The sequence below is a fragment of the Cyanobium sp. Candia 9D4 genome, assembly GCF_024346155.1.
Taxonomy (GTDB): Bacteria; Cyanobacteriota; Cyanobacteriia; order PCC-6307; family Cyanobiaceae; genus Cyanobium; species Cyanobium minutissimum.
Map to the genome: position 1 here is coordinate 89,841 of NZ_JAGQCK010000001.1, position 25,990 is coordinate 115,830.

26 protein-coding genes and 1 pseudogene are annotated in these 25,990 nt (G+C 69.1%); 6 read left to right on the forward strand and 21 right to left on the reverse strand.

All coding sequences use genetic code 11. The features are described from left to right. Positions 1 to 4: 4 nt before the first annotated feature. Positions 5 to 238, forward strand: coding sequence for a hypothetical protein (locus tag KBZ08_RS00430; RefSeq protein ID WP_015110772.1), 234 nt, complete (start codon positions 5 to 7; stop codon positions 236 to 238). Here KBZ08_RS00430 and KBZ08_RS00435 read toward each other — a convergent pair. Beyond that, positions 212 to 1,435: an MFS transporter gene (locus tag KBZ08_RS00435; protein WP_396122348.1), complete on the reverse strand. Its 1,224-nt coding sequence runs from the start codon at positions 1,433 to 1,435 to the stop codon at positions 212 to 214. The two genes, KBZ08_RS00430 and KBZ08_RS00435, sit on opposite strands and share 27 nt — an antisense overlap. On the opposite strand from KBZ08_RS00435, the gene KBZ08_RS00440 reads away from it, so the two are divergent. Continuing rightward, positions 1,423 to 3,033, forward strand: coding sequence for an alpha/beta hydrolase (locus tag KBZ08_RS00440; RefSeq protein WP_254970495.1), 1,611 nt, complete (start codon positions 1,423 to 1,425; stop codon positions 3,031 to 3,033). The two genes, KBZ08_RS00435 and KBZ08_RS00440, sit on opposite strands and share 13 nt — an antisense overlap. A 28-nt stretch (positions 3,034 to 3,061) precedes the next feature. On the opposite strand, the gene KBZ08_RS00445 is transcribed toward KBZ08_RS00440, so the two are convergent. The 3 genes from KBZ08_RS00445 to KBZ08_RS00455 form a co-directional block, all read right to left on the reverse strand. Beyond that, complete coding sequence (locus tag KBZ08_RS00445) at positions 3,062 to 4,081, reverse strand: ABC transporter permease (RefSeq protein ID WP_254970497.1); 1,020 nt, start codon at positions 4,079 to 4,081, stop codon at positions 3,062 to 3,064. Continuing rightward, positions 4,078 to 5,703 (reverse strand): ABC transporter substrate-binding protein, encoded by a 1,626-nt coding sequence (locus tag KBZ08_RS00450; protein WP_254970500.1) that lies wholly within the window; start codon positions 5,701 to 5,703, stop codon positions 4,078 to 4,080. Before KBZ08_RS00450 ends, KBZ08_RS00445 begins: the two co-directional genes overlap by 4 nt. 62 nt (positions 5,704 to 5,765) lie before the next feature. Continuing rightward, a complete protein-coding gene (locus KBZ08_RS00455; RefSeq protein WP_106220458.1) occupies positions 5,766 to 6,548 on the reverse strand; it encodes a hypothetical protein in 783 nt (260 codons plus the stop codon). A 170-nt stretch (positions 6,549 to 6,718) separates the two neighbouring features. Here KBZ08_RS00455 and KBZ08_RS00460 point away from each other — a divergent pair, with 170 nt between their 5' ends. Beyond that, positions 6,719 to 7,549 (forward strand): hypothetical protein, encoded by an 831-nt coding sequence (locus KBZ08_RS00460; RefSeq protein WP_254970502.1) that lies wholly within the window; start codon positions 6,719 to 6,721, stop codon positions 7,547 to 7,549. A 1-nt stretch (position 7,550) separates the two neighbouring features. Here the strand turns inward: KBZ08_RS00460 and KBZ08_RS00465 are convergent, their stop codons facing one another. Together KBZ08_RS00465 and KBZ08_RS00470 are read right to left on the reverse strand one after the other, a co-directional pair. Next, positions 7,551 to 8,381, reverse strand: coding sequence for a hypothetical protein (locus tag KBZ08_RS00465; protein ID WP_254970503.1), 831 nt, complete (start codon positions 8,379 to 8,381; stop codon positions 7,551 to 7,553). A 79-nt stretch (positions 8,382 to 8,460) separates the two neighbouring features. Beyond that, on the reverse strand, positions 8,461 to 9,765 hold the full coding sequence (locus KBZ08_RS00470; RefSeq protein WP_254970504.1) for a homoserine dehydrogenase: 1,305 nt from the start codon (positions 9,763 to 9,765) through the stop codon (positions 8,461 to 8,463). A 689-nt stretch (positions 9,766 to 10,454) separates the two neighbouring features. Here KBZ08_RS00470 and KBZ08_RS00475 point away from each other — a divergent pair. After that, positions 10,455 to 11,702, forward strand: coding sequence for a 3-oxoacyl-[acyl-carrier-protein] synthase III C-terminal domain-containing protein (locus tag KBZ08_RS00475; protein WP_254970505.1), 1,248 nt, complete (start codon positions 10,455 to 10,457; stop codon positions 11,700 to 11,702). A 67-nt stretch (positions 11,703 to 11,769) separates the two neighbouring features. Here KBZ08_RS00475 and KBZ08_RS00480 read toward each other — a convergent pair whose 3' ends face one another. The 3 genes and pseudogenes from KBZ08_RS00480 to KBZ08_RS00490 form a co-directional block, all read right to left on the reverse strand. Continuing rightward, positions 11,770 to 12,828, reverse strand: a complete 1,059-nt coding sequence (locus KBZ08_RS00480; protein ID WP_254970506.1) for an acetylserotonin O-methyltransferase — start codon at positions 12,826 to 12,828, stop codon at positions 11,770 to 11,772. A 539-nt stretch (positions 12,829 to 13,367) separates the two neighbouring features. Further along, positions 13,368 to 14,445 (reverse strand): annotated as a pseudogene (locus KBZ08_RS00485) (IS5 family transposase). 387 nt (positions 14,446 to 14,832) lie between these two features. After that, entirely contained in the window at positions 14,833 to 15,060 is a 228-nt protein-coding gene (locus tag KBZ08_RS00490; RefSeq protein WP_254970507.1) for a helix-turn-helix domain-containing protein, read from the reverse strand. Positions 15,061 to 15,318: 258 nt separating this feature from the next. On the opposite strand from KBZ08_RS00490, the gene KBZ08_RS00495 reads away from it, so the two are divergent. Beyond that, a complete protein-coding gene (locus KBZ08_RS00495; RefSeq protein WP_254970508.1) occupies positions 15,319 to 16,038 on the forward strand; it encodes a hypothetical protein in 720 nt (239 codons plus the stop codon). Positions 16,039 to 16,179: 141 nt separating this feature from the next. Here the strand turns inward: KBZ08_RS00495 and KBZ08_RS00500 are convergent, their stop codons facing one another. The 9 genes from KBZ08_RS00500 to KBZ08_RS00540 form a co-directional block, all read right to left on the reverse strand. Further along, positions 16,180 to 16,623: a SufE family protein gene (locus KBZ08_RS00500; RefSeq protein WP_254970510.1), complete on the reverse strand. Its 444-nt coding sequence runs from the start codon at positions 16,621 to 16,623 to the stop codon at positions 16,180 to 16,182. Positions 16,624 to 16,640: 17 nt separating this feature from the next. Further along, complete coding sequence (locus tag KBZ08_RS00505; protein ID WP_254970512.1) at positions 16,641 to 17,129, reverse strand: hypothetical protein; 489 nt, start codon at positions 17,127 to 17,129, stop codon at positions 16,641 to 16,643. A 205-nt stretch (positions 17,130 to 17,334) separates the two neighbouring features. Then, entirely contained in the window at positions 17,335 to 17,997 is a 663-nt protein-coding gene (locus KBZ08_RS00510) for a 5-formyltetrahydrofolate cyclo-ligase (RefSeq protein ID WP_254970514.1), read from the reverse strand. A 44-nt stretch (positions 17,998 to 18,041) separates the two neighbouring features. Continuing rightward, complete coding sequence (gene ruvC, locus KBZ08_RS00515) at positions 18,042 to 18,524, reverse strand: crossover junction endodeoxyribonuclease RuvC (protein ID WP_254970515.1); 483 nt, start codon at positions 18,522 to 18,524, stop codon at positions 18,042 to 18,044. Continuing rightward, positions 18,521 to 19,606 (reverse strand): magnesium chelatase ATPase subunit I, encoded by a 1,086-nt coding sequence (gene bchI / locus KBZ08_RS00520; RefSeq protein WP_106220465.1) that lies wholly within the window; start codon positions 19,604 to 19,606, stop codon positions 18,521 to 18,523. The genes ruvC and bchI overlap by 4 nt, the downstream gene beginning before the upstream one ends. Beyond that, the gene (locus KBZ08_RS00525) at positions 19,603 to 21,084 is read right to left on the reverse strand and encodes a DUF3370 domain-containing protein (protein WP_254970518.1); all 1,482 of its coding nucleotides are present in this window, start codon (positions 21,082 to 21,084) and stop codon (positions 19,603 to 19,605) included. Before KBZ08_RS00525 ends, bchI begins: the two co-directional genes overlap by 4 nt. Next, positions 21,084 to 22,145 (reverse strand): serine hydrolase, encoded by a 1,062-nt coding sequence (locus KBZ08_RS00530; protein WP_254970519.1) that lies wholly within the window; start codon positions 22,143 to 22,145, stop codon positions 21,084 to 21,086. Before KBZ08_RS00530 ends, KBZ08_RS00525 begins: the two co-directional genes overlap by 1 nt. A 30-nt stretch (positions 22,146 to 22,175) precedes the next feature. Next, positions 22,176 to 22,937, reverse strand: coding sequence for an RNA methyltransferase (locus tag KBZ08_RS00535; RefSeq protein WP_254970521.1), 762 nt, complete (start codon positions 22,935 to 22,937; stop codon positions 22,176 to 22,178). Further along, positions 22,934 to 23,362, reverse strand: a complete 429-nt coding sequence (locus tag KBZ08_RS00540; protein WP_254970523.1) for a cytochrome c — start codon at positions 23,360 to 23,362, stop codon at positions 22,934 to 22,936. The genes KBZ08_RS00535 and KBZ08_RS00540 overlap by 4 nt, the downstream gene beginning before the upstream one ends. A 75-nt stretch (positions 23,363 to 23,437) precedes the next feature. Here KBZ08_RS00540 and petG point away from each other — a divergent pair, with 75 nt between their 5' ends. Continuing rightward, positions 23,438 to 23,551: a cytochrome b6-f complex subunit V gene (gene petG, locus KBZ08_RS00545; protein ID WP_015110794.1), complete on the forward strand. Its 114-nt coding sequence runs from the start codon at positions 23,438 to 23,440 to the stop codon at positions 23,549 to 23,551. Positions 23,552 to 23,694: 143 nt separating this feature from the next. On the opposite strand, the gene rsmD is transcribed toward petG, so the two are convergent. From rsmD to KBZ08_RS00560, 3 genes are read right to left on the reverse strand one after another with little or no spacing between them, the layout of a single operon-like run. After that, positions 23,695 to 24,297: a 16S rRNA (guanine(966)-N(2))-methyltransferase RsmD gene (rsmD, locus tag KBZ08_RS00550; protein ID WP_254970525.1), complete on the reverse strand. Its 603-nt coding sequence runs from the start codon at positions 24,295 to 24,297 to the stop codon at positions 23,695 to 23,697. Continuing rightward, complete coding sequence (gene hisH / locus KBZ08_RS00555) at positions 24,294 to 24,917, reverse strand: imidazole glycerol phosphate synthase subunit HisH (RefSeq protein WP_106220470.1); 624 nt, start codon at positions 24,915 to 24,917, stop codon at positions 24,294 to 24,296. The genes rsmD and hisH overlap by 4 nt, the downstream gene beginning before the upstream one ends. Beyond that, positions 24,914 to 25,888: an LOG family protein gene (locus tag KBZ08_RS00560; RefSeq protein ID WP_254970536.1), complete on the reverse strand. Its 975-nt coding sequence runs from the start codon at positions 25,886 to 25,888 to the stop codon at positions 24,914 to 24,916. Before KBZ08_RS00560 ends, hisH begins: the two co-directional genes overlap by 4 nt. Positions 25,889 to 25,990: the final 102 nt, after the last annotated feature.

Genomic DNA, 25,990 nt, shown 5'->3' on the forward strand with positions numbered 1-25,990 from the left:
GGCCATGGCAGCAGCGGACCATCCCGGGACCCCATCCCCCCCCTCGGCGGAGTCCGGCGACGCCGCCGGCACGGCCGCCGAGCATCCCCATAACTTCGAGGTCCAGAAGGAGATCCACCGCCGCATCCGCAACGATCCCGATTACGACGACTGGGAGTACGGCACCGAGCCCCTGCCCCATGAGGCCTGGGTGGAGCGGCAGGCCGCCGCCTCAGGGGAGCGCCCGGCGGGGGCCTAGGCCCCGCACCAGCAGCAGTCCCCCCAGGCAGGCCACGGCCATCAGCAGCCAGAGTCCGGCCCCATGGCCCTGGCCATCCAGCAACCGGCCGGCGAGCAGGGGCGCGGTGAAGCCGCTGATGGCGAAGCACTGGGACAGCAGCGCCAGGGCCAGGCCCTGGTGCTCGATCGGGCTGCGTTCCACCACCGCTTCGGTGGCGGTGGGCAGGAAGCAGGCCATCCCGAGGGCCAGGGGCAGCTGGGCGAGCAGCAGCAGCCCCAGCCCCCGTTCGCTGTAGGCGGATCCCGCCAGCAGCAGGTTGCCGGCCGCGAAGCTGACCAGGCTGAGATTCAGGCCCGCCGCCACCGGCCGGCGGGCGAGGGCCTGCCCCACCGGCCACTGGAGCACCAGCAGCAGGGCCAGCTGCAGGCCGATGGTGAGGGCACCGAGGCTCACCGGCAGGGCGCGCCGCTGCAGGCTGCCCCGCACCAGCTCCAGGGGCAGGGCGCTCTGCATCAGGGCCGGCATCGCCGTGGCCAGCACGGCCACGGCCAGCAGCGGCAGCAGGCCGGGCAGCCAGGGTCCCCAGGGGCTGGGGTGGGCCAGCCGCTCCCTGGGCCTCGGATCCGGCAGCTGCCGGCGCGACAGCAGCAGCAGCAGCACCAGCATGCAGCCGATGTCCACGGCGTAGATGCCGCGCAGCCATCCCCGCCAGGCGAGCACCGCCCCCAGCAGGGCCCCGGCGGCGATGCCCAGGGCATCGGCGCTGCGCATCAGGGCGAAGGCCCGGCCCGAGGGCACCGGCGCGCAGCAGAGCGGCACCGCCAGCTCGATCGCGGGCCAGTAGAAGCCCACCGCCATGCCCAGCAGCACCTGCCCCTGCAGGTAGCCGCCGAAGGAGCCGGCGCCCATCAGCCGGGCGTCACCGGCGATGGCCATCAGGGCCGCCAGCAGCACCGGAACGGCGCAGTTCAGGCCCCGATCCAGCAGGAGACCGCTGAGGATCCGGCCCAGGGTGCCCGCCAGGGCGGCCAGGGCCAGCCCTTCGGTGACGCGGCCGGCGCTGAACTGGGCCTGGTGGAACACCATCGGCGTCAGATAGAGCACGCCGCCCGCCCCGAGCATCGCGATCAGGCGGATCAGGGCGACATGGCGCAGGGCTGCTGGAAACTGGGTGAACCAGGACCGCGCCCTGGCCCTCCCCTGTGCCTGTTCCACTCCGCCTTCGCCTGTTCAAGGGTCTGCTGGCCAGTCTGCTGATCGCCGGGCCGGCCCTGGCCGGGCCCGTTGCCGCGGCGGAGGTGCTGGAACTGCGCTTCGATGGCCTGGAGCTGCCGGTGAACCTCGAGCAGCTCGATGGCTGGACCCGCAGTCCGGCCGGCCGGTCCGGCGGCGGGGACCTGGCGGTCTGGCTGGATCTGCTCGACCCCCGCAGCCGCCAGGACCTGAAGATCCTGCTGCGCGCCCCCCTGCTGCGGGACACCAGCTTCGGCCAGCAGCTGCTCGACAGCTGGGCCGGCAGCCAGATGATGGCCCGCCTCGGGGACCTGCTGACCACGGCCGACGGCCGCAGCACCACGGCGGTGCTGCAGACGACGCTGCGCCGGCTGCTGGAGTCCCGCCAGGACGTCTCCACCATCGGCCTGCTGCGGGCCCTGCCGGTGCAACGGCTGAGCCTCCAGCTCGATGGGCTCTACGAGCTGGCCGTTCAGTGGCGCCAGCAGATCGACCTGCAGCGGCAGGCGCTGCGGCGCCTCCAGGCCCTGGCCCTGCCGGAGCGGCGCACCGTCCCCCTGGCCTTCGCCGATCGCACCCCCCTGAGGCCCCGGCGGCTGGGGCTGGCCGTGGGCCACCGCCAGCAGCCCCTGCCGCTGGAGGTGTGGCCGGCACCACCGGCGCCAGCGGCGGCCACCGGCCGGGGAAGCCCGACCCCGCAGCGGCCCTGGCTGCTGATGATGCCCGGCCTGGGGGGCAATGCCGACCAGTTCGGCTGGCTGGCCAGCGAGCTGGCCGAACGGGGCTGGCCGGTGGTGGTGGTGCAGCACCCCGGCAGTGACGGACCTGCCCTCAAGGCCGCCCTCGACGGCCAGCGGCCGCCGCCGGGCGCCGAGACCCTGGCCATCCGGCTGGCCGACGTCGAGGCGGTGCTGGCGGCCCAGCGCCGGGGCGAGCTGCCGGTGCGGGGCCACGGGGTGGTGCTGCTGGGCCATTCGATGGGGGCCCTCTCCGCCCTGCTGGCGGCGGGGGTGGTGCCGGAGGCGGGCCTCGCCGAGCGCTGTCGCAAGGCCCTCGACCGCCTGCCGATCGCCAACCCCTCCCGGCTGCTGCAGTGCCAGCTGCCCAGCACCGAGTTGCCCAAGCGCCCCTCCCCCCCCGCCGACCTGCGGGGGCTGGTGCTGCTCAACAGCTTCGGCAGCCTGCTCTGGCCCCGGCGGGGCCTGGCGTCCCTGGGGCTGCCGGTGCTGATGGTCGGCGGCAGCCTCGACCTGGTGACGCCGCCGCTGGAGGAGCAGCTGCGCCTGTTCCTCCAGGGCAGCGATCCCCGCAGCCGGCTGGTGATGGTGGAGGGGGGCAGCCACTTCTCCCCCGTGCGGCTGATGCCCACCGATGAGGTGCTCTTCCGCCTCGACGACGAGCTGGTGGGGGTGGACCCGGCCCGGGTGCAGTCGGCGCTGCTGCGCCTCACCACCGAATACCTCCAGACCCTGGAGCAGCCCCTGCTGCTGCCGGCCCAGCGGAGGGTGCAGCAGGGGGTGACCCTCGATGTGCTCGACGCCGCCGCCGCCCGGCGCTGGAAGGCCGGCCTGCAGCCCTGAGACTTCGGCACCGGCACCGGCCCGGCGCTCAGAAGCGGATGCGCGGATCCAGCAGGGCCACCAGCAGGTCCACCAGCACGGTCACCAACACCACCAGGGCCGCCACCACCACCACGATCCCCTGCACCACGGGATAGTCGCGCTGGGCGATCGCCTCCTGCAGCCGGAAGGCGATGCCCGGCCAGGAGTAGGTGACCTCGATCAGCAGGGCGCCGCCGATCAGGGAGGCCACCGTGATGCCCGTGATCGTCAGCACCGGCAGCAGGGCATTGGGCAGGGCGTGGTGCAGGACCACCCGCTGCTCGCTCAGGCCCCGGCTGCGGGCCGCCTCCACGTAGTCGGAGCCGAGGGCGCGGCGCAGGTTGAGCCGCAGGGCGTTGGTGAAGATGCCGCTGAGCAGCAGGCCCAGGGTGGCCGCCGGCAGCACCAGGTGGCGCAGGCTGCCGACCAGCTGGCTCCAGTCGCCTGCCCGGAGGCTGTCGAGCAGATAGAAGCCCGTGCCCTCCGGCGGCATCAGGGTGGCGGGAAAGCGTCCCCCCACCGGCAGCCAGCCGAGCCAGACGGAGAACACCAGCTGGACCACCATGGCGGCCCAGAAGGGGGGCAGGGCGTAGGTGCTGATGCCGTAGAGACGGCCGGCCAGATCGATCCGTCCCTCCGGACGGGCGATGCCGCTGAATCCCACCGCCAGCCCCGCCACGGCCGCCAGCAGCAGGGCCACCACGCCGAGTTCCAGGCTGGCGGGCAGGGAGGCCTGGATGATGCGGGTCACCGGCTCACCGTTGGTGAGCGACGTGCCCAGGTCGCCCCGCAGCAGATGGCCGAGGAAGCGGCCGTACTGGTCGGCCAGGGGCAGATCCAGGCCCAGCTGGGCCCGCAGGGCGGCGCGGGCCGCCTCCGGGGCGCGGGTGCCCAGCAGGGCGTCGATCGGATCCCCGGGGGCCACCCGCAGCAGCAGGAACACCAGGGTGGCGATCAGCCAGAGCATCACCGGAGCCAGGGCCAGGCGGGAGGCCAGGTAACGCGCCAGGTCGGAGCGGCGGCTCATGGCACCCGGGCCGCGGCAGCGGCGGGGAGACGGCGCAGCTCCCCCAGCACGACCCGGCCGGACCCGTCGAAGCGGGGCTGGCTGACCCCCGGCTGGCCCCAGGCCACCGGGGCGCTCAGCCACACCGGCAGGTAGGGGCTGGCGGCGGCGACCCGGCGCTGGATGGCCACCAGCAGGGCGGTCCGCTCGGGGCCGTCCAGCTGGCTGCTGCGCTGCAGCTCCTCCTCCAGCCCCGGGGCGGTCCAGAAGGTGCCGCCCAGGACGCTGTTGCCCTCCAGACAGCGGTTTCCCTCGGCCTTGCTGCAGGAGAGCAGCGGCATCAGGAAGTTCTCCGCATCGGGGTAATCGCCGATCCAGTCGTAGAAGAGCATCGTCAGGGCGCCTTTGTCGAGCTGGGAGTAGGCGGTGGTCGACTCCATGCCGCTCACCTCGAGCGTCACGCAGTCGCCCAGGTCCCGGCGCAGCTGGGCCTGCCAGGTGAGGGCGAAGAGGCGGTCGGTGGGGATGTCGGAGCGGTAGGTGAACGGCAGGGTGAGCACCTTGCCCCCGCAGTACCCGGCCTGGCGGTAGAGGGCGCGGGCCCCGGCGGGGTCGTAGGCCGGCCAGGCGGTGGGATCGGAGCCCGGCAGGTCGGGGGGCACCAGCTGCCGCTGGGGGGAGCGCAGCCCCAGGGTGACCCGCCGCACGATGGTGGCCCGATCGAGGCTTCGGGCCACGGCCTGCCGCAGGGCGGGCCGGTTCAGCGGTGGCTGGTCGGTCAGCAGGGACACCAGGCTGATCTCCTGGGAGGGGCCGACGGCCTGCCGCAGGCGGCCGGCCGCCGCGTCCCGCTTGAGGGCCTGCTGGTGGTCGATCTCCAGGCCGGTGCTGAGCAGCAGGTCCACCTCGCCGCTGCGCAGCGCCCCGAACAGGGCGGTGGAGTTGCTCAGGGTGACCAGGTCGATGCCCCCGTTGGCCGGCCGCCGGCCCCAGTAGCGGGACCAGGGCACCAGCCGCTGCTGCTGGCCGCCGAAGAAGGCCAGGGTGTAAGGGCCGGTGCCCACGAAGCGGTCGTTCAGGGGCCGGTCCCGGTGCTGCCGGTAGGCGGTGGGGGAGACCGGGGTCAGGAAGATGGCGCTGAGCAGCCGCGGCAGCGGGCTGAAGGGGCGCTTCAGCACCAGCTCGATCTCGTGGGGAGCGGTGACCCGCACGCTCGCGACCCGTTCGCTCAGCTGGTAGCCGAGGGTGCCGATCGCCATGAAGCGGCGCAGGGAGAAGGCCATGGCGGCGGCATCGAAGCGGGTGCCGTCGTGAAACAGCACCCCCCGCCGCAGGGGGATGCGGGCCCGCATCCCGTCCGGACTCAGCACCGGCAGGGCCGTGGCCAGCCGCGGCTCGATGCGGCCGCCGGCGTCGATGGCATAAAGGGGGTCCCCCAGGCCGCTGAGCACCTGCATCACGCCGATGCGGGAGGCCTGGACCGGATCAAGGGAATCGATGCGGCTCTTGGTCGCCACCACCAGGGAGCGGCGCGATCCCGATGGCTGACAGCCCGCCAGCGGCGGCAGGGCCAGCAGCAGGGTGGCAAGGGCCGTGGCCGCCGCGGCCGGCCCGCGTGCTGTTCTGCCCCTGGTCGTCGGCAAGACCCTGCGATCCGGTGGCGCCCATTCAAGCGGCCTGTCCAGCACGGTTCCGGCGGAGGCGCTCAGGGGGTCCGTCGCTGGCTCCTGGGCCGCCGCCCGCGCAGGATCTCCAGCTGCCGGACCAGCTGCTGGAGCAGGGTGAGGGACACCCCCGGCCGCTGGGCGCCGGCGGCGAAGGCGGCGGCGAACCCCACCGAGGCGATGCTCACCCGCGCCACCCCCTGGCCGAGGGCCCAGACGTCGGTGGGGGCTGGGCCGCTGATCCGGCCGGAGGCGCGGGTCTCCGTCTTCTGCAGCTCATCGAGCAGGCTGCGCTTCAGCTCGCTGAGGGGCAGGCTGAGGGCCGCCGGGGGCAGCTGGGGCCGGGGGGCCGGAAGCCGCGAGAAGCGGGCCTGCAGGTCCTCCGGGCTGGTGGCCGCTTCGATCGCCTGGCGGATTCCCGTCACCCGTGTGTCGAGCACGCTGCGCTGCATCGCCTGGGCGCCCTTCGCCTGGGAAAGGATCCGCCAGGTGGCGAAACCCTGCAGGGGCACCAGCAGCAGGAAGGCGAACACCACGACGATCGCCCACTGGCGGGCGATGGCCAGCTTCGCCCGCAGGAAGCCGTTGGTGGGTTCGATGTAGAGCGCGAGGTGCAGCAGCAGGAACCCCAGCAGGGCCAGCAGCGCGGTGTTGACCATGCGGTTGGTGAACCGCAGCTGCCAGGCGGGACTGAGGAGCGCGAGCGGCAGGGAGTCGACCAGGACGAACGCCAGGAACACCAGCAGCAGGCCGCCACCGCTCCAGGCGAGCAGGCGGCTGAAGCCGGCGATCGTCTCCTCGCGGCTGGCGGAGTGGTCAGGCATCCGAGGTCCGGGCTGGACAGGGTGGTGCGGACTGGCCAGCGGCCCAGACCTTAGGGGGCCCCACCCATGCCGTCAGGGGCGCGGCAGAGCGCCCCAGCCTGCCAACTGAAACGCAAACCAGGCAAGCCTGAAGGCTGGCTGATAAGATGGTGAAACATTCCTGGTTGTACATGGTGCGCTTCCCTGGGTTCGGTGCCCACGGCCTGAGGCGTTTCCGCCCGTCGGTCCATCTCTACCCTCCCCTGGTGCTGCTCAGCTGCCTGATTGCCAGCACCGCGGCCCCGGCCGTGGGCAGCTACGGGCATGACGCCCTGGCCGAGCTGGAGGACCTGCGGGAACTGCTGGTTCCCGGATTCGGGCGGGAGCCGGAGATCCGCATCGGCGTCGGTGGCATCGGCCTGGGCAACCCCGTCACGGGACTGGTCGTGCCCCCGTTCCTTCTCGGCTCCCCTTCAGTGTCCGGTTCCATCATCGATGGGTTCGTCGTTCCCTCGGGCTTCTTCCTGGCGCGCTCCGGCGACGTGCCCGGCCGCGGCGGCTTCCGCCTGACGAATCCCCTGGCCTTCCGCTGGACGGGGACGGCGACAAACGCGCCGCTGCAACTCACCTGGCAGGCCGGAACCCTCTTCGACAACGTCTTCGACGGCTCCACGGGCGCCTTCGTTCCCTTCCGGATCGTGCCGGCCGGCTCCCCCTCCATCGAGCCGGTGCTCGCCCTGGTGGCCGAGCCCGCCGACGGGACGGACGGTTCCGGGGATGGGGACGGCGTGTTCGAGACGGCTCTGCTTGCCCCGGCTCCGGAAAGCCCCGCCGGCGATCAGCCCGGCGGCGGCCCCGGCGAGCTGCCCGGTGATGGCGGCGACGGCCCCACCGGGCAGCCCGGTGGTGAGGGGGAGGCTCCTGACCCAGCTTCGGTGCCCGGACCCCTGCCCGTGGCCGGGGTGGCCCTGGCCTGGCGCTGCAGCCGCCGGTTGCGGCAGCGCCTGCGCCAGGGGCGCTGAATCAGGGGCGCCGTGATCGCCGTCGACGCCCACCGAACAGCGACTGGCTCCACACCGACATCCGGTCCAGGAGCGTCAGGGGGGAGCGGCCAAACTGGGCTCCGGCGGCGAAACCGAAGAAAAAACCAATCGAGGCCACGAGGGTCCGGGCTGCGCTCTGGAGAGCTGCCCAGATCTGGGTGGGTGCGGTGGTGCTGGCGATGCGGTCGGCGTAGAGATTCTGGGAGCGGACGAGATTGTCGATCAGAGATTTCTGCACCACCGCCAGAGGCCTGGAGAGATCCTCGGGTGCCAGCCGAAGTTGGACCCCCTGCAGCTGTGACAGTTTCTGCTGCAGGTCGGCGGTGCTTGTTGCGGATTCGATGACCCGCTTCAGGGGCGCCACCCGTCGGTTGGCCTGCTGGATGAGGGTCTGCTGGTTGGCCTTGGCCTCGGTGTAGGCCTTCCAGGTGGCAAAGCCCTGCAGGGGAATCAGCAACAGAAAGCCGATGGCGGCGGCCATCGCCCACTGGCGCGTCATCAGCAGCCGTTGGCGCATCCGGACGTTGGCCGGGTTGAGGATCGCCGCGAGGTGAACGCAGGCGAATCCCACCAGGGGAATCGACCCGAGGGACAGGATCCGCGTGACGAAGCGCAGTTGCCAGTTGGGATTGAGCAGCTGGAAGGGCAGGGAATCCACGATCGCGTAACCCAGGAAGACGAGAAAGAGTCCTGTCCCGACCGCCATGAGCAGGTCGCTCCCTGCGATCCGTGCCGCGGTTCTCTCGTCGATGGGTTCACCGTCCGGATCGGCGCCCGGGTCGATGGTCTGACCGGTCAGGGGATGAAGCATCGTTGGGTGGAATCCTTTCGGCAGATGGGGGGGATGGCGCAAAATTAGCCTCCCCGGGACGTCCGATCTTCTCCATCAGCTACAGGGTCCTCAGGCTGGCAGCCACCGCCTGCACCTCCGGTAGCGCTTCAATGGCGGTGAGGGCTTCGCGGAAACGGGATTCCAGCACCTCGTGGGTGATCGTTACGATTTCCGTAGCCCCCTCGTGGCCGGCGAACTGAACGATCGACTGGATCGAGACGCCCGCATCACCGAAACACATGCCGATCTTGCCGATCACGCCGGCCTCGTCGCGGGTGCGCAGGCGTACGTAGTTGCGGTGGCTGGTGTGGGAGCCGTCCACCAGGGTGCAGCGGCGCCAGCGGCTCGCGGCCAGCAGTGGATCCAGGCCTGCCTGAGGCCCACTCACCTTGCGGATGCCGGCGATGTTGAGGATGTCAGCCACCACCGCCGAGGCGGTGGGACCCTCGCCCGCCCCCGGTCCGTAGAACATCACCCTTCCCACCGGTTCACCTTCGACCAGGATGGCGTTGTTCACCCCGTGGACTCCGGCCAGGGGGTGGGACTTCGGCAGCAGAGTGGGATTCACCCGCACGTCCAGCAGCGCACCGCCGTCGGCGTCGTCCCCCATGTGTTCTGCCACCGCCAGCAGCTTCACCACAAAGCCCAACTGGGCGGCGTAGGCCACGTCACGGGCGTCCAGACGATCGATGCCCTCGGTGGCGATGCCGGCGCGGGACACGGTCCCTCCGTAAGCCAGCCCCGCCAGAATGGCGATCTTATCGGCCGCGTCGCCGCCCTCCACATCAGCCGCCGGGTCCGCTTCGGCGTAGCCGAGCGCCTGGGCTTCGGCCAGCACCTCCCCATAGCCGGCGCCATCGTCGGCCATTCGACTGAGGATGTAGTTGGTGGTGCCGTTGATGATCCCGCTCACGCGCCGGATGCGGTTCCCCCCAAGGGACTGCTTGAGGGGCTCGATGATCGGTATCCCCCCTCCCACGGCCGCCTCAATCAGCACGTAAACCCCACGCTCGGCGGCGGCGGCGGCGATCTCCTCGCCGTGTCGGGCGATCACCGCTTTGTTGGCGGTCACGACCGACTTGCCGGCGGCGATGGCCCTCAGGATCAGCGTGCGGGCCGGCTCCAGACCCCCCATCACTTCCACCACGATGTCCACCGACGGATCGTCCACCACCAGGAGGGGATCGGTGACGAGGCACCCTGGGGGCAGGATCACAGGCCGGGACCGCTGCGGATCGCGAACGGCCACCCGGCGCAGGGCGAGATCCGCCACCATCGGGTGGCGGCCCCCTGGACTGGTGAGGATGGAGGCCACACCGGCTCCCACCGTGCCCAATCCGAGCAGGCCAACGCCGATGGTCATGGGGTGAGATACGAACGACATCGATAGTAGAAAGGCCCCCCCACTGCCAGTCGCTGCAGGTCGGCGTCTCCGCCGCCAGCCCATTTCGTGGGAATCGGCCTGGCGGACCCGATGCAGGAGGACCCTTTCAGAACGCCCACGCGGAGCAATGCGCCCTTGTGTGCAGCCACCTCAGGGTCGACCGGCATCCAGGAGGGCCATCGTCGCCTTAGCTCCCTAAAACGGTAGCTAGGACTACGTTCTACCAGTTTGTTCTCGGAGAATTTCTAGCGGTTTTTTTCACTGGTTGATGAGATCCCCAGCGATAAATCTGGAAAGAGGCCTGAAGTCTTCTCTCTTTTTTGTCCGGGATTACCTCTAACACTGTGCATACCAGAAATCCTGCTGTTGGTGCCGGCAAGATGGGCCAAAATCCAGGTCTTTCTGTGGTGAACGTGAATCACCCCTGAGTGTGAAAGTGGCAGGAAAGTGAATCCGGAGAGAGCGTATGGGAGGATGAAGCTAAACGATTGCCCTCCCTGGGGCGCTGTCAATTTGTGCCAATGACAAAGCTGCACACTTGACGTTGCGTTCCATTGCAGGGACCATTGTTCGCATACTCCACGAGGATTGCTGATCAAATGATGCGCGGTAGCGGCATTTCCAAAAGACGAATTGGCTTCATCAATCAGCATTCCCCCTCCCACCCCATGACCTCCACGCTCTCGCGGCCGTCGGCTTCCTCCCCTTCTCGTTTCCCCTCTTCCCTGAGATTCCAGGCAACCAGGCAGCCGTCTTCAACCCGCTGCAGGATCGGGGACTTCCGGATTGTCGATCCTCCGTTCGCCATTCCCCAGGAGCAGCTGTTCACCTTTCTCGTGGGCATCTTCGCCCGGGCTGCCGTTGCCCAAGGGGAACACACTTCTTTTGAGTCCGCAAGGGCTCTCTACGCCAAGCTGTTCGATCGCTTCGGCTGCAGCCCCACGCAGCTGTCGAGCCGGTTCACCTACACAGAGGATTTCCTGCTTCCTCCCGAAGAATGGAAGGTGTTTGACCCTGAGGATCCTCTCAGCCTCGGGGGGTGGAGCCGCCGCCGTGAGGCGTTCAAGCGTTTCACTGAGAAGATCTTCAACGAGTTGTTCTCTGGTCAGCGGGTGAAACCTTCCAATCTCCTTCACGTCACCTGCACAGCCTACGAATCCCCCAGCGCTCCGCAGTTACTGGCCAGCTCCCAGGGCTGGAATTCCACCACGGTCACCCAGGTGTACCACCACGGTTGCCACGCATCGGTTCCTGCTCTGCGTGTCGCCTCCGGGCTGGTGGCCGGTGCCATGGCCCAGGGCCGACCGGAGGAAGCCATGGTGGATGTGGTGCACACGGAGTTGCACACCCTGCATGCTGATCCTGTCCGACGGACCCCTGACCAGATCGTTGGTCACAGCCTTTTCGGCGATGGGGTCGTTGCCTACAAAATGTGGTCACCCGAGGCTCCGAACAGAGGATCGCGCCGTTCTTTCGAACTGCTTGCCACCCATGAGTACATCATCCCCGAAACCAGCGATCTCATGCAGTGGAGCATTGTCAACAGTGGCATGCACATGATCCTGGATAAGGCCATCCCTGATCGGATCGCTGACCATGTCAACACCTTTGTCCACGACCTCTACGAACGGGCTGGACTGTTGAAGTCTCGTGACTTTCCTGATTCCCTGCTGGCCATTCATCCAGGCGGCCCCCGCATCCTGGATAAGGTCAGAGATGCCCTGAATGTTACCGAAGAGAGGATGGCCTGGTCGCGCAGGATCTTGTTCGATCGCGGGAATCTCTCCTCAGCGACCGCTCCCCACATGTGGGCTGACATCCTTTCGGATGACTCCATTCTCAGTGGAACCCTCGTTACGACGATCGTCTTCGGACCGGGATTGACGGCTGCGGGAGCCATCCTGCGCGTGATTTGACACTCGGTGTCACAAGGAAAAGTGGTTGGAGATTCTCCAACCACTTTTTTGGTGACCAAGTACCGGATCAGTTCCCCCTTTCTCCGATGAGTAGAACTTCATCACAGGGCAGGGGGATATCGCGGAAGGCTTTGAAGCCGCAGCCTGCAGCGATCTCCCGCAATTTCCTGGTGCTGTAGAAGCGCCCCTTCCCGCGGGCCAGGGCGAGAAAGTAGATGCCCATCAGGCTGTTGATCAGCGGTCCGCGGCCATGGTCGGCGGTGACGGGTGTGAACACCACCAGTTTTCCCTTCGGTGAGAGCGCTTTGCGCACCTTTCCAAGCAGGCCGCTGATTTCCTCAGGCGACAGGATATCGATGACGTGGGCACAGAGGATGATGTCGTAACCCCCGGGAAGGGGATCCTGCAGCAGATCCACTCCGACCGTCTGCAGTCGGGAGGCGTGCGGATGGGTGGAGAACGATTGGCTGGTCCGCTCAATCACCACAGGGAGATCCGCCACCGTCACCTGGGCTTCCGGATGGTGCGTGGCGATGGCCATGGCCAGGTCGCCGTCCCCACCACCGAGATCCAGGATCTTCACGTGGCCGGAGAAGACGCTGTGGCGGGCGACGGCCTCCCGGTTGATGTTGCTGTAGGCCCGCATGAACGTCGAGAAGATCGGACCGTTGACGGGATCGTTGGCCACGGCTGCATAGAAGTTCTGCCGATCATGGCCGTACAGCCTGCTGAGGCCTTCCGGCTTGCCATTCCGGACGCTGTCCTCCAAGGAAAGCAGGGCGGGGGCGATGACGGCGTCGGAGTAGTTAAGCCAGGAACGCAGGAAGGCCTCCTTTTTCAGCAGCGGTGTGTAGGCGCGCCGCACCCTCCAGCCGCGGCCGCAGCGGGATAGCAAGCCGGCCCCCGCTAGGGCTTGGAGCAGGATGTCCACCCCGTCAGGTGAGCAATGGCAGAGGCTGGCCAGTTCCTGGCTACCACTGCCAGGGTGATCGATCAGGGCATCGAGAATCCCGGTGTTGGCGGCTGCCACCAAGGATCGCTGGGCGAGTGTGCCGGAAATGGTTCGTTCCAGCGGCGCGGGATCCGCCACGAGGCGCTGCAGCAGTCGGCGAAGGCTGCCCGCCATCGTGCGAGCGGGTTGGGCGGTGGCTGGGGTGATCGGTAGGGAAATCATTGTTCTGAAGGGATCAGCAGCGGCTCCAGCCTTGTCGGTTCGGAAGACAGGCCGTAATGGACTGGAAAGCCCCTTGAATTGGATTCTTCCGAAGTTCTGTAAATTTCACGCTTTGTCAGATGCAATCTAGGCAAATCTTGTCCTTGGAGTATGAAAATTGTCGGGAAGGCTGCATCGACTTCTCCTGAATACGGATGAAATCAAGCAGTTGGCTGGCAGTTCGTTTCCCGGTTATCTCCCGGATCCGACCCCAAATCCGGGGGCGGGGGGCGGCAGCGGTGGCACTCACCCCGTGGATCCGGGGCGTGCCGTTGGCCCCTAGGAGGCTGCTGAAATAGCAGCCCAAGTGAGCGCCTCCCCGCTGCTTCCGCTTCCGTTGGCAAGGGTCCGCGCCATCTGGGATGTTCGCTCGGCAGATCGCACCATTCCTGCTGGTCTCCGCTCCCCTCGCTCAGGAGTGAATCGGCTCTGATCGCCCATCAACTCCCGTTTCATGCCAGCGCCTCCCGCGAGCTGAGCAGATCGGGCAGGCGGATCAGGTTGTAAGCCACCACATGCAGTCGGAACACTGCTCCCATCCTGGTTCGTCCTCTGGCCTTGAGTTGCCGCAGTCCGGCGGCCTGTTTGATCCAGCCAAACACCTGCTCAATCCGCTTCCTGGCATTGATTGACTTGCTGTAGCCCTGATGGCGGGCGGTGCGTCCGTCGATGGCGGAGCGACGGCGGGCCTGGATGTTCTGCGCCACATGGGGCGTGAGGCCTGCAAAGCGGATGTCGGCCACGAAATCTCTGGTGTCGTAGCCCTTGTCGGCGGCCAGTGTCTTCCGGTGAGCCCCGCGGAGCGTCCGGGCCATGCGCACCGCTGCGGCACGCTCCCCATAACCATCCGCTGGGGTGACCTCACTGGCCACCACCAGGCCGTGGCGGTTCTCCATAAGGCAATGGCCCAGGTAGCTGAGATAGGCCCCGGTGCTGTTCGACTTGCGGAACAGCCGCGCCTCGCCATCACTGTTGGAACGGTGGGACTGATTGGAGAGCAGCAAACCTCTGAAATCGCCTTTGGCTGGCTTCTTCCCCTTGGCGGGAGAGGAGCCAAAGCCATTGCCGCTACTGGGTGGTGGCGGATCGTCGTCGGTGCCATCGATCCGCTCCAGTGAGCTGTGGGAGGCCCAGGCCCGCAGCAGGGTGGCATCCACCGAGAAGTGCTCAGAACTCAGCAATGGCTTGACCTCCGCTGAGGCCAGCAGCAGCTCCAGGAACCAAGCCATGAGCTCCTCATTGAGCAACCGGTCACGGTTTTTTCGTGAAGGTGGTCGGATGCCAGATGGGGGCGTCAGGGTTCAGTCCAACGAACCAGCGGAACAAGAGGTTGTAGTCCAGCTGCTCCATCAACACCCGCTCCGAGCGGATTCCGTAGATCGCCTGCAGCAACAAGGCCAGCAGGAGTCGCTCCGGTGGGATTGATGGGCGCCCGCCCTCGGAGTAGAGCCTGCAGAAGGATGGCTTCAGCCGATCCAGCGCCTGATCCGCCAGCCGCCTCACCTGCCGCAGGGGATGGGCCCTGGGGATTCGCTCCTCGGTGGCGACGTAAGTGAATTAAGGACCGGTCCGCTCCTGCTGGCCGCGCATCCACTCAATGCCGTTGGGTAATCCTCGCGCGGCTGGATGGGTTTTTCAGCAGCCTCCTAGGACAGACGGGTGTCGTCATCCACGGCCATATGGACCCTCTCGTAGCGAGCGCCCAGGGAGCTGCTCTTGCGCGGATCGCCGGTGATCCGGTGGCCGATACGCTCAAACCTAGCCAGCTGCCGCTGCACCGGTGGTTTGGGATCATGTTTCCGCAGTCGGTTCAGCCCCAGGCGCCGCATCGCCCTGGCCAGGGCCCTGGTTCGGTACCAGCAGCAGCCAGGCGTTACTCCGGAGGGTGCAGGGCTGGTGCCTGAGGTCCACGGCCCGCTACAGGTGCTTCAAACTGAGCGTCCGTCGCTGGGCGCGGCGCACGCTGCGTTGATCCGCCAGAGCCGCTGGCCCGTCAGAACGAAAGTGCGCCAGCCACTTGCTAGGGGTGCGCTCACTTATCCCGTGGTCAGCGGCCAGCTGAGCGAGGCTCCTGCGCTCCTCCAGAAGCTGGCCGATCAGGCGTACCCCGATCGGTCTCAGCCGGGCATTGGGGTGTGTATGCATTTGTCGTGAGGCCGGGGGCTGTTGGGTCGCACCACAAGCCTGTCGACCTCACACCCCTTCGTCAGCCGGAACAACCTGGTGGCACTACACACCTAGCGGCCTGCCTACGGCCCCGGGGGGATTGCCGCTTCGTCCCTGGGGTGGCGCCGCAGCTCGCCCTAGGGGTTGTTGCGGTTTTCCAACAGGCTTCCACCGGATCGGTTAAGCTCCCATTCATGCCCTACTATTCGGTGGCCTAGTGCACCGTGACCTCCCCCCATGGCACCTACTCTCCAAGCTCTCCTTAAAGGAAGGGCTGTCCTGAACTTCATCCTGCCGGCGGCCGCCATTACCGGCGCCCTCACCATCGGCGCCCCTTCCGCCAAGGCCCTCACCGGTTCGGCGGCATTTTCGGGTATCACTGCCGACTTTGCCTCCCAAGTCAACGTCAATGACGGTACAGACACCTTCTCCGTTCTTTTCAATCCAGTTCCCTTTACCTCCACGGTTGTAGGTGCCACTGGCGTCTTTATCCCCCCATTCACAGGCGGAGCTGATTTCCTTGGGGTGACATCCCCTACTGTCCTGTTCACCTACGAAGCTCCTGTGGCGCCTGGTGCGGCTTTCTACACCATTGGCAGTAACGCTTCTTTCACATACTCCAACGGAGTTACCATCGGTCTCTTTGCCGGCGATCGTTTCTTGGTCAGCCAGGGAGCTCCAGTTGGCGGAATTTTCACGGTTAACGTCGATCTCCAGCAGAATCGTCCTCCGGCTGCCACTGCCTTCGTGAACGGGCTTTCGGTGCCAGTTGTTGTTACTGGCGGTGGTTTCACCTTCCAGGACACTTCTGCAAATACCACAGGTTCCTACTCCGGTCAGGTCGACGTTAGTACTGAGAATGTCCCCGGACCTCTCCCGATTCTCGGCGCCGGCATCGCCTTCGGCTACTCCCGTCGTCTGCGCAAGCGCGTCAAGTCGGCCGCCGTTTCCGCCTGATTCGGCACTCACCCTGGCCGGGATCCGCCCGGATTTCCCGACCCTGCTCGAAAGAGCAGGGTTTTTTTTTGCCCCCAGGGGCCTGGACGTCGTCCTGGGCAGGGGGGCTCCCTCTCCTCTGCCAGGCACTCTCCGTCGCGTTCAACTGGAGGGTTCGGCCGTCAGCGGGCCGGCCGCCAGCCGTGCCGCCTGGGCCTGCATGGTCCGGAAGATGTTCAGGAATCCATTGGCCCGGGACGGGGTGAGGCTGGCCTGCAGGCCCGTGGCGGCCAGGAACGAGGGATCAATCGCCGTCACCTGTTCCGGCGTCAGATTGTCCATCCCTTGGATCAGCAGGGCCAGCAGCCCCTTGGTGATCTGGGCATCGGAATCTCCCTGCCAGTGCAGGGTGCCGTTGGCCAGCTGCCCCACCACGTACACCTGGGAGACACAGCCCTTCACCTTGAAGGCGTCCTGCCGGAAGTCCTCGGGCAGGGGTGGGAGCTTTCTGGCCAGCCAGAGCACGAATTCATAGCGACGGCGTGGATCCTGGGTGCCGCTCAGGCGATCCACCAGATGATCAAGCGTCGGACTGCCGTAGCTCATGGCCCGATCTTATCGATTCAGGACCGCTTGCCATGACGTACGGCAAAGCCCAGCCCGCCGATCAGCGCGAGGCCGGTGAGGGCCCAGGGGAGCGGACCACTCCAGCGGTTCAGACGACGGACCGTCCCTGCTGCCTCACTGGTGAGGCCGGCGGGGGCTGGGAGTCGGCCAGCATCCTCTGGCGACAGATAGTCCCGGTGCCCCGGACCCGCATCCACCTGGATCTCCCAGTCGCTGCGGGCCCCCGGCGGAAGGGTGAAGGTGAGGCGCCCGTCGGGGCCTGTCCTGCCGATCGCGATGGCTTCACCCCCATCCGGCGGCAGCAGCTTGACGGTGGCATCACGGGCCGGATCCCCGCTGGAGAAGTGGCTCTCAAGCTCCAGTGTGCCGCCACCGGCGGAAGGGAAATACTCGAGGGTGCTCTGGATGCCGTGGGCCCGGACGACGGGGGTCATCAAGGCGGCGGCACCACCCAGGAGGGCCAGAAACACGAACCGACGCGCCATGGGAAACCTCAGGAGGCTTTCCAGCGACTATCCCGCATTTTCCCCGCCTGGACCATCCGGGCCATCGAGCTCACCATCATCGAGAGAGCATTGTTGTCGTCACTGCGGTTCTGAAGCTCGGCCGCCAGCACGCGTTCAGCGGCAGTGAGAGCCAGGCTGTTGTCGCTCCTGCCCGCGTGAGTCAGGGATCGGGAGCCTCTGGAGGTCAGGTCCAACAGCGCAATGAATGGCTAGGTGGATCTTGGCAAAGGGCGGCCGTGCCTGCTTCCACCGGTCCCGTTGGTTCATGGGTTGCAATGTTTCCTGCCGCCGGCTCGATCCAGTGCAGGCCCTCCTCATCCAGCCAGCCGGACAATGGAATGTCCCAGGGATCCGATGGCAGCGTGGCGGCGACGCAGGCCGCCGGCAGAACCGCCAGGGCCGGCACGGCCCGCCAGCGGGGATCGGCCCGCAGCCGGTCGTACCAGCCCCCGCCCGATCCGAGCCGCAGCCCTGCGGGTGACACCGCCAGCGCTGGCACCAGCAGGAGGCCGAGGGCCTCCGGCTCCAGCGGGGGGCCATCCAGCGGGGCGGCGATGCCACAGGCATCGGGGGCTAACGGATCCCCCGAGCTCCAGGGAAGATAGATCAGGCCCGCTCCGGGGCGGACGGCGGGCAGGGCCAGGGGCCCGGGCGCCCGCTCCGCCAGGATTCTCAGGTCGGGCTCCGCAGCCAGGGGCCAGTAGAGCCCCAGATGGTGGCCAGGCCGTACCCGGCCAGGCAGTTCCCTGCTGGCGACCGCCACGATGCCGGCGGCCGCCTCCGGAAGGCTCAGCCGGCGTGTCCGGCGAAATCGCCGCCGCAGCTGGGATTTCTCGGACCCCTCCATCCCAGGACGCATGACTGACGATCAGGATCGCCCATCGCCGGTCGTCAGCGCTGAAACCACCCCGTCAGCGCCACCGCCAGGGCATCGGCGGCGTCGTCGGGGCGGGGGGGATGTTCCAGATTCAGCTCCCGCATCACCGCCGCCAGCACCTCGTCCTTCTCAGCGTGGCCGGAGCCGGCCAGGGCCAGCTTGATCTGCATCGGCGGGAACTCCACCACCGGAACGGCGAAGCGGGCCAGGGTCATCATCACCACCCCCCGGGCCTGCACCACCGCGATGGTGGTGCTGGAGCGGTAGAAGAAGAATTTCTCCACCGCCGCCAGCTGGGGTCGCCAGCGGCGCACGATCACCCGCAGATCGCGGGCGATCTCCACCATCCGATCCCCGTCGCTGCGGCCGGGTTCGGTGCGGATCATGCCGCAGTCGAGCAGGCGCTGATGGCCGCCTCCCGCGGTGGAGCGACCTTCCACATCGATCACCCCGTAGCCGACGCGCGCCAGGCCGGGATCGATGCCCAGAATCCTCACCCCGCCAGGGCCAGCTGGAAGGCGGAGGGGTCGCCGGCGGGGCGGTCGAACACCTTGCAGAACGTCTTCACCACCCGCTCGCCGGAGTCGATCTGCTCGAGGGGGTCCTTGCGCAGTCGGTGGCGCAGGCAGCAGGCCACCACCCGGGCCACGTCGTCGTCGCTCACCTCGAGATGGCCCTCGAAGGCGGCCAGGGCCCGGGCGGCCCGGTTGGTGACGATGTCGCCCCGCAGGCCGTCCACGTCCAGCTCGCCGCAGACCGCCGAGATGCGGATGCGCAGCTCATCGTCGATGGCCACCTGGGGCAGCCGCTCCTGGGCCTCCACCACCCGGGCCTGCAGGGCCTCCTGGGTGCTCTGCAGCCGGTCGCTGAAGCTGTCGGGGTCGGCATCGAAGCTGGTGCGCTGATCCACCACCTGCACCCGCAGCTCCGGGTCGCGCACGGTGCGCACCTCCACGCTCATGCCGAAGCGATCCAGCAGCTGGGGCCTCAGCTCACCCTCCTCCGGGTTGCCGGAGCCGATCAGCACGAAGCGGGCCGGGTGCCGCACCGACACCCCCTCCCGTTCCACCGTGTTCCAGCCCGAGGCGGCCGAATCCAGCAGCACGTCCACCAGGTGGTCGTCGAGCAGGTTCACCTCGTCGACGTAGAGCAGGCCGCGGTTGGCCTTGGCCAGCAGCCCCGGCTCGAAGGCGCGCACGCCCTCGCTGAGGGCCTTCTCGATGTCGATGGTGCCGCAGAGGCGGTCTTCGGTGGCCCCCAGCGGCAGGTCGACCATCGGCACCTGGCGGGCCTCCACCGGCAGCTGTTCGCCCCGCTCGGCCCGCTGGCGCACCTCGCTGCTCTGCAGGTCGGGGTCGCTGGGCGAGCTGTTGTAGGGGTCGCCGGCCACCACGTCGATCGCCGGCAGCAGATCGGCCAGGGCCCGGATGGTGGTCGATTTGCCCGTGCCCCGGTCGCCCATGATCATCACCCCGCCGATGCGGGGATCGATCACGTTGAGCAGCAGCGCCAGCTTCATCTCCTCCTGGCCGACGATGGCGGTGAAGGGGAAGACCCTGCGCTTCCTGGTTGGCGTCACGGACGGCTTGCGGGCGGAGCCCCGGATTGTTTCACAGCCGCCCCTGGGGCCGCCACCGGAGCAGTCCCAGGGGCCACCGGCTTCACCACCGGAATCAGTGACAGCACCTGGGGCGGGGTGGCATCGGCCGGGTAGATGAGCCGCACCCGCAGCTGCCGTTCCTGGCCGGGGCGCAGGCTGACCGTGCCCAGGGGCGGGCCCTCCTGGCCGGCCCGCAGCACCAGGTGGAACCGCCGCCGTCCCCCCGGCCCGCCGGCGGCGTTGTCGAGGCCGCTGACCTCCACGGTGCCCCGGAACATCACCGCCCGCGCCGGGGTTGTGTTGAAGCGCAGGCCGCCCAGGGGCTGGTCGGTCTTGATGGGCGATTCCAGGGCCAGGGCCAGCTGCACCGGCCGGGGGGTGTCGTTGCGCAGCGGCAGGCTGAGGTCGTAGGTGACGCCGTAGTTGCCGTGGGCCGCCCAGGCGGTGCCCGGGTAGAAGGCGCGCAGGGGGGCCGTCTGCACCTGGCCGGTGCCCAGGGTGCCCCGCTCCAGGGACGCGATCGGCCAGGAGATCGGTGCCCGGCTCACCGACAGGGTCGGCCGGCCCGGATCGGTGATCCGCCCCACCCAGGCGCTGCCCTCCTGCACCCCGCTGACGCGGGAATAGATCATCGGACCGCTGGCCCCACGGGGGCTGGGGCTGTGCTCCTTCGGGCTGAGGCCGCCCTGCAGCAGGCGCTGCCAGACGGCCGGATCCGGCGGGCGATCCACGGGGCCGAAGGCGGCCAGGGTGGCCACATCCACCGGACCGTCGCTGTGGAGGCGCAGCTGCAGGTTGAGGCCGTTGAGCAGCGGATCGAGGCCGCGCACCGGCAGCGGCAGCACCATCAGGGTGCTGAGCTGCCCCGCTGGCAGCGTCCAGCCCTCCGGCACCAGGGGGCTGCGCTGCCGGGCCAGCAGCTCGGTGGCCACCCGGCTGCCGGGGCCGGCCCAGATCGGCGTGCTGCCCTGCTCCATCAGGGCCGGCAGGGGCAGGAAGGGGGCCGAGGGCTGGTCGGGGTCCACCGACTGGGACAGGGCGGTGGAGCCGGCCACGGTCCGCAGCTTCACCGGGCCGCTGCCCCGCGGGGCCGCCACCACCGCCAGCCAGAGGGTGGAGTCGAGGCTTTCGGGGGTGCCGGCGTAGATGTGATGGCTGAACAGCTCGAAGGGGCCGCTGACGGCCGCGTTCAGGTGCGCTGATGGCACGCCCAGGGGCCGCCCGGCGTAACCCCGCTGGCCATCGAAGGTGGACAGCAGGATGCCGGGACCCTTGATCACCTCGGGGTTGTTGTCGTTCACCATCGGCACGGCGTCCAGCCGGCCCGGCAGGGGGGCCACCGTCCCCGGGCGCAGCACCGGCGGCGTTGGGGCGGGTTGCGGCTGGGCCAGCAGCGGGCCGCCCAGGGCGGCCAGAGCGAGGGCGGGCAGCGCCAGGGCGCGGATGGGGGCGTTCATCAGCGTTTGACGAGGGTTTTGGTGACGGCCCCGGCCATCGACCGGATCAGCTCGGCGGAGCGGGGATCGTTGAACGGACCCTTCACCATCACGGCCAGGACGGCCCGCTGGCCGTTGGGCATCTGGATCAGGGCGGTGTCGGAGTAGGCGATGCCGATGTCGCCGGTCTTGTTGTAAACGGTGATGCCCTCCGGCAGCAGCTCGCTGTCGGGATCGGAGGAGTCCTTGCCCAGGCCCATCAGCAACCCGAGCGGGATCAGGGTGTTGGTGCGGGAGGTGCCCATGATCTCGCGGAACAGGTCACGGGCCCGGGGCGTGAGCTTGTCGCCGGTGTCCACCAGGGCGATGGATCGGGCCAGATCACGGGAGCTGGTGGTGTTGGTGCCGTCCAGGTCCGGGAGCCAGTTGTTGACCACCGTGGCCGTCAGGCCGAGGCTGCGGAAGCGGCTGTTGAGCTCGGTCTTGCCGCCGAGGCGGCGGATCAGCAGGTTGGTGGCGGTGTTGTCGCTCACCCGGATCATCTCGGTGGCCGCCTCGAAGAAGGGGAAGCGGGTTCCCAGGGGCTTGCTGGCCATCCAGCCGGCGCCGCCGCCCACCACCTCCTTGGTGAGCGGCATGGGCTCGTTCCAGCGCAGCTTGCCGCGGTCGAGATCCTCCAGGCCCGCCAGGAGGATCGGCACCTTGATCGAACTGGCCGCCGACAGGGGCAGATCCGGCTGCAGCTCGGCGTAGCGGCCGTCATCCAGCACCAGCAGGAAGGCACTGGCGGTCAGACCCTTCTGGGCCGCCGCCAGCCGGGCCCACTGCTGGCTGAGGCCGACGAGTTCCTGGCGCGGTTCGAACCGTCCCAGGGCCATGGGGCCGCTGCCGGGTTTCGTCGCCACCGGTGTCGCCGGTGCCGGCGTACCGAGCGCCCCCTGGACCAGGCGCGGCGCCATCAGCTTGAGGGCGGTGCCGACGATCACCCCCAGACCCACCCCGAGCACGATCAGTCGCAGCACCAGCCCCACCGGGCGGAGCCAGGGGTTGCTGCGGGGACGGGTTGGACGGCCAGCGCTCACGGAAGCAGGACGTTGGGGCGATGTCCGACGCTAGTTGTCCTGGGCAGAAGGGAAAGGGCGACGGCTCGCCCAGCGCAACTGGCACACCATGCCCCGCAGCAGGGCCACCTCCGGGCCACTGACCTGACCGCGCTGCAGCAGGGCCCGCAGCTTGGCCATCCGGGCGGCGGCCGTGTGGGGCAGCAGGAAGCCGACCTCCAGCAGCAGCTCCCGGGCGTCGTCGAGCATGGCCTCCAGCACCCCCCGGGGGCAGGGGCCTTCCCCGGCGGCAGCGGGCGGGGAAGGCGGGGGCACCCGCGCCGGGCCCCGGCGCCCGAGGCGGTGCAGGTCGTGCAGCACCACCGCCACGGCGTGGGAGAGGTTGAGGGAGCCGTGGGCGGTGGGGGTGGGAATCTGCAGCAGCCGGCCCGCCTGCAGTAACTCGTCGTTGCTCAGCCCCCGGTCCTCCCGGCCGAACACCAGGGCCGACGGCAGGGCCCGCTGCTCGCCCGCCAGCAGCCAGGCCAGGGCGTCCTCCGGGTCCTCCAGGGGCAGGGGCTCGCCCTCCGGTCGGCCGGAGGCGGCCACCACCCGCCCGCAGTCGGCCAGGGCGGCGGCCAGGGTGGGAAAGACGGTCGCCCGCTGCAGCAGGGGCAGCCCCTTGACGGCCATGAGTCGGGCCTCCTCGCCGAGGGGATCGCAGCGCGGAGCCACCAGGCGCAGATCCTCGATGCCGTAGTTGCGGCAGAGCCGGGCCACGCTGCCCACGTTCAGGGGGCCGGCCGGTTCCACCAGGACCAGCTTGGGGATCAAGGCAGGGAGTGCAGGAAGGCCAGCAGGTCGGCCATGGCCTGGGGTTCGGGCTGGAAGCTGGGCATCGGCGGGGTCCGGCCGCTGACCACCTGCTGGATCAGCTGGCGATCGTTCTTGCGCCGATCGACGCCGTGCAGATCGGGTCCCACCAGTCCCTGGGCGGCCAGCCCGTGGCAGCCGGCACAGTTCAGCCGGAACAGGCGGCCCCCGTCGGTGGCCGAGCCGGTGAGCTCCAGGGTCTGGCGGGTGTAGGGATCGCTGCGGGCCGCCGGCAGCACCACCACCGCCAGCAGCAGGATGCAGGCCACCGCCGCCAGCGTCGCCAGGGCCGCCACCAGGCTGCGGCGCTGGGCGGGAACCTGTTCACCTCCGATGGGGGCAGAGGGCGTCGCGGCGGCCGGGGTGGTGGAGGACGGACTGATCACAGTGCTGGAGTTGGGCTCGCGATGCCGGCGGTGGTCGTGGAAGAATTGTGCATCGCCAGAACTGACGGCCCCTCCATGATCGAACCCCTCCTCTGCGGCATCGTGCTTGGACTGATCCCCGTGACGCTCGTGGGTCTGTTCGTGGCGGCCTGGAATCAGTACCGCCGGGGAAGCGCCCTGGGGGGCTGAGCGTTCGTTTGAACACACCCTAGCCAGTCCGGCTGCCCCGGACAGGGCGGCGGGCTCCGGAACCCTCCTTCCGTTCGGGATGGCGGCCATCCCTCGAAGGGCACCCATCGACCCGCAACACCGCCCCACGGCAGGGCGGCCCGCTAGTCCCCACAGGCAGCGGTGAGCTCGGCCTTGCCGGCGGCGGCGGGCGCCTCCAGCAGCACCACCGTGGTTCCGCCGTAGCGGCGTTGATCGCGGCCCTGCCATCCCGGCGGCAGCTCCGGCACCGCGTCACTGGCGCACTCCCACACCAGAATGCCTCCGGGAACCAGCCAGCCGCCGCTGAGCACCGCCGCCGCGATCGGCCCGTACAGGCCGGCGGCGTAGGGCGGATCGGCGTAGATCAGATCGAAGGGGGCCTCGCCGCGGCGCGCCAGCCAGCGCAGCACCTCGTCGCCGTCCACGCGGCAGCGGGGGGAATCCTCCGGCGACGGTGGATGGTCGCGCCGCACCAGCTCCAGATTGGCCCGGGCCACGGCGGCGATGCGGCGATCCCGCTCCACGGCCACCACCTCGGAGGCGCCCCGCTGCAGGGCCTCGCAGGCCATCACGCCGCTGCCGCAGCAGAGATCCAGCCAGCGGCTGCCGGGGACCCGGGCGGCCAGCAGGTTCATCACCGCCAGCCGCACCCGCGAGGCGGTGGGTCGGGCCGTGCTGCCGGGGGGACTCTGCAGCCGGCGCCCGCCGCTCAGCCGCAGCGTCACAGGGAGCCGACCCAGTCGATCCAGCGCCGCAGCATCGCTTCGCCCACGGGGCCGGACTTCTCCGGGTGGAACTGGCAGGCGGCGATGGTCCCCTGCCAGACCGCCGCCGTCACCGGGGTGCCGCCGTAGTCGACAAGGGCCGTGCTGGCCGTGGCCTCGGCCGGCTCGGCGGCGAAGGAGTGCACGAAGTAGACCCAGGCCTCCGGGGTGGCGGCCGGCAGCAGCGGGCTGGCGGTGGCCGGAATCAGAGGGGCCCAGCCCATGTGGGGCAGGGGGTGGCCCGCCAGCCGCGGCAGGGAGCGGACGCGCCCGGCCAGCACACCCAGGCCATCCGTTTTGCCTTCCTCGCTGGCCTCGAACAGCAGCTGAAGGCCCAGGCAGATCCCCAGCAGCGGGCGGCCGCTGGCGCAGGAGCGACGCAGGGCCGGCTCCAGCCCGGCCGATCGCAGCCGCTCCATGGCGGGATCGAAGGCACCGACGCCCGGCAGCACCAGGGCCTCGCAGGCCTCCAGATCCGCCGGGCCGTGGACGCTCACCAGCTCGGCACCGAGCCGCCCGAAGGTGCGCTGCACCGAATGCAGGTTGCCCATGCCGTAGTCGATCAGGCCGATGCGGGTCATGGCTGGCTGACGCTCGGGACCCGCTCGGCCGGATGCTCCAGGGCCGGAGAGGCCGGCAGGTCGAGGCCGTTGAGGTGGTCGATGAACTGATAAAGCCGACCGACGCGGCGTTTGTCGAAGCGCAGCCACAGGCAGGGCCGCAGCAGACCGTTGTCGTCGACCCCCTCGCCGGTCTGGATGGCGCCCTCCTCCAGCAGATCGGCGAAGCGTCGGTTCAGCTCCGGCAGCAGGTCACGGGGCACCTCAGCGTTGAGCAGCAGCTCGATGCGGTCCTGCCCCAGCTGGGCGCTGTGGAACACCCGGTAGAACCGGCAGATGTGGGCCACCGCCGCCTCAGCGGTGGTGGCTTCCACCATCAGATCCACGTCCTCCGGGGAAATCAGGCCCCGGGTGGCGAGTTCCTGATGCACGTTGCGTTTCCAGACCTTCCAGAAATCGTCGCCCTCCGGGGAGAGCAGCACCAGGGGAATGGGGGAGGTGCGACCGGTCTGGATGAGGGTGAGGCACTCGAACAGTTCATCGAGGGTGCCGAATCCCCCGGGCATCACCACGAGCGCATCGCTCTCCATCAGGAAGAACAGCTTGCGGGTGAAGAAGTAGCGGAAGTAGAGGAGGCGCCCGTCGCAGGCACTCACGTAGGGATTGGGATGCTGCTCGAAGGGCAGATCCACGTTGAGACCGATGCTGTGATCGCACCCGGCGCCACTGTTGGCGCCCTCCATCACGCCCGCCCCGGCCCCCGTCATCACCTCGAAGCCGGCCTGCACCGCCTGGCGGGCGACCTCTTCGGCCAGCAGGTAGCAGGGATCGTCGCGGCGGGTGCGGGCGGAGCCGAAGACGCTGATCTTGCGGGCACTGCGCCTGGGGCGGAACACCTCGAGGGCCTCGCTGATGTCGGCCAGACAGCCGGCGATCAGACGCCACTCCTCCTCCTCCTTCTCCTGGCGCGCCACCTGCAGCAGGGACACCACGGCACGCTCGATCTGGCGGCGCTGGGGATGGCCGCGGAGGGCTTCGGCGAGGGCCTGAAGGGGGCTGATGCCCGCCGCCGGCGGGGGATTCGGGGAGAGGGG